2 protein-coding genes are annotated in these 2,876 nt (G+C 43.4%); both read left to right on the plus strand.

Features of this window, described 5'->3' with window-relative positions; genetic code table 11:
* The first annotated feature begins 652 nt into the window (after window positions 1–652).
* Entirely contained in the window at window positions 653–1,153 is a 501-nt protein-coding gene (locus tag RH86_RS03145; protein WP_009384938.1) for a GNAT family N-acetyltransferase, read from the plus strand.
* A gap of 156 nt (window positions 1,154–1,309) precedes the next feature.
* Window positions 1,310–1,657, plus strand: a complete 348-nt coding sequence (locus tag RH86_RS03150) for a cupin domain-containing protein (RefSeq protein ID WP_038219174.1) — start codon at window positions 1,310–1,312, stop codon at window positions 1,655–1,657.
* Window positions 1,658–2,876 lie beyond the last annotated feature (1,219 nt).

Below are 2,876 nucleotides of genomic sequence, written 5' to 3' on the forward strand. Positions count from 1 at the left end.
GCGGCGTTATGTTTTAATGGGATCTTAATGGCTTAAATGCCTTTGAGTCGTTCATTGTCCCTTTGGCTATTAGTTGGGAGTAGACTCAGCAAATCACTATTATCGATCCATTCTTAAATCCCTTAACCCGTAAAACATGCCAAGGTTCGCGGGTTGCTTCATTCTAGTTTTCGGGTGGTTTGGTCGCCTTGTTTCTTTGGCTCAAAGTCGCTTTGGGCGTATTTCCCAATCAGCCAATAACCTTGGCAGTAGCCTCGGCAAATCACCATTGTTCTGCGCTGCTTTTGCTAAGAAAGGGCGCTTGTTGAGGCTTGGTCGAGTTGCCTCATTGTCAGGGAGGTGGGCTTACTCGTTGTTGGTTTGGCACATCTGCCGGTCAAGCTAGTGCTAGGTTGTGATTTAGTTCAGAAAACTAGGTCTACACTTCAGTTCTTTGCCAAGTAAATCAACGAATTGTGCTAAAACATAACAAAGCATTTAAGACGGATTCTCAACGCTTGGCGATTTCAGCCTGGGTCAGCTTCAGTGCTAAATGTGGCAAGGTTTAGGCTTGGGTGGTCGCGTTGTTCACCACTTAATGCGGCGTTAGTTGTTGCCGAAAATATTCAACTCCTGTACAAATCGAGCCTCGATAAAACAGGAGTGCAGTTGAATGAGTTTAGTAGTAAGACAAGTCATCTTAGATGATGCTCAAGGTGTCGCAGATGTTCTTAACCCGATCATTGTTGAAGGCTTATACACTGTATTAGATACCACGTTTTCGGTAGACGAAGAAAAAGAATTTATCGCACAGTTTCCGGAAAAAGGTGTGTTTACGGTTGCAGTAAATGCCGAGAATTCTGAGGTTGTTGGATTTCAGAATGTGGAACCATTTGCATCATATACTAAAGCGTTTGCCCATGTTGGGATTATTGGGACATTTGTCGGTGGCACTAGCCAGGGGCAAGGTGTTTCCAAAAAACTATTTGAGTCGACTTTTGAAGTGGCAAAGCAAAAAGGGTATGAAAAGTTGTTTGCTTACGTTCGTAGTGATAATGAACGAGCATTGGCGGCTTACTTGAAGCAAGGTTTTGAAGTTGTAGGTACGGCTAAGAAACATGCCAAAGTAGGTGGTGTGTATGTTGATGAGATCTTAATTGAGAAGTTTCTGTAAGTCTCAAAAAGCAACAACTAACAAAGTGTTTAAGAGGGACTCAAAACGCTTGGCGATTTTGCGTCAAATTTGAATTAAGTGTTGAATCACAAAGTTATAGTTCTGGGGCGTAGCGTATTTCGCCCCTTAACACGGCGTTATGCTCTAGGAGGAAATTTGGCAGTAGTATCCGTGAAAAATTCTGAACATTATCAATGGGGTGAGCAGTGCGATGGTTGGCACCTAGTTAAGTCTCAGAACCTCAGTGTAATTCAAGAACGAGTTCCTCCTGGTTGTTCTGAGGTTCGTCACCTCCACAAGAAGTCAGAACAGTTTTTCTTTGTTATATCTGGTTGTGCGACATTAGAAGTAAACGGGGAAATTTTTGAATTACTCGAAAATCAAGGTTTTCATGTGGCAAGTGATACTCCACACCAACTGAGTAATCGAGGTCAAACAGACCTACATTTCGTTGTTACATCTACTCCTCCAAGTCATGGGGATCGTGTTGAAGTACGAGCATAACAATGCGTTTAAGACGGATTCCCAACGCTTGGCACTTTCCGCTTACTTTGAGTTAAGTGATTATGTCACAATGGTTTAGGTAGAGTGGTAGCGTTGCTCACCACTTAACGCGGCGTTATGTTTTAATGTGATTTCAATGGCTTAAATGCCTTTGAGTCGTTCTTTGCCCCTTTAGCCATTCGCTGGGAGTAGACTCAGCAAATCACTATTGTCGCCCAGTTCTTTAATCTCTCAGCCCGTAAAACATGCCAAGGTTCGTGGGTTGCTTCATTCGGGTTTTAGGGTGGTTTGGTCGTCTTGTTTCTCTGGCTCAAAGTCGCTTTGGGTGTATTTGCCAATTAGCAAATAACCTTGGCAATTGAGTCGGCAAATTGCCATTGTTCTGCGCTGCTTTTGCTAAGAAAGGGCGCTTGTTGAGGCTTGATCGAGTTGCCTCATTATCAGGGAAGTGGTTTTACTCGTTTCTGGTTTGGCGCATCTGGCGGTCAAGTGAGTTCGAGCTTGTGATTTGGTTCAGAAATCTAGGTCAAATCTTCAGTTCTTTGCCAATTAAATCAACGAATTGTGCTAAAACATAACAAAGCATTTAAGACGGATTCTCAACGCTTGGCGGTTTCAGTCTAGGTCGGCTTCAGTGCTAAATGTGGCAAGGTTTAGGTTTGAGTGGTCGCGTTGTTCACCACTTAATGCGGCGTTATGTAAAGCGGGTAAAATCGGTATTATTCTGTTTATTCGCTCTCTCCACCCATCGGTTTCATCCTCGTAAAAATCAGCTCTGTCTGTCTCTATCCTTTGCCAAATTAGCCGTAAAACATGCCAAGGTTCGTGAGTTTCCTCATTCAGTCTCAGTGTTGGCTCGTGGTTAGTTTTGCGGGCTCAAAGTGTGGAAAGGGCAAGGTTAACGAAAGTCCCCATTTGCTGATGGTTTCTTTCGTTAGATTTCCCAGATTCAAAAGCATTTTTGAACGCTGGTCATCACCATTTTTCGCGTGTTGAAGCTTGGTCTGTAACATTGCTGGCTCTGCAAATTCGTGAACACTGTTGGGTTCTTTGGTTTTGGCTATTTCTTCGGTCGTACAGGCTTGGTTTTTCGTGGTAACTTTGGCTTATGTGGCTGAATTTACATAACAAAGCATTTAAGACGGATTCTCAACGCTTGGCAATTTCAGTCTGGGTCAGCTTTAGTGCTAAATGTGGCGAGGTTTAAGGCAGGGTGGTT

It is taken from the genome of Vibrio sp. N418, assembly GCF_000222565.1.
Classification (GTDB): Bacteria; Pseudomonadota; Gammaproteobacteria; order Enterobacterales; family Vibrionaceae; genus Vibrio; species Vibrio scophthalmi.

Coding starts and splice junctions, on each gene's coding strand:
- RH86_RS03145 (WP_009384938.1), top strand. CDS start 653: ATGAGTTTAGTAGTAAGACAAGTCATCTTAGATGATGCTCAAGGTGTC.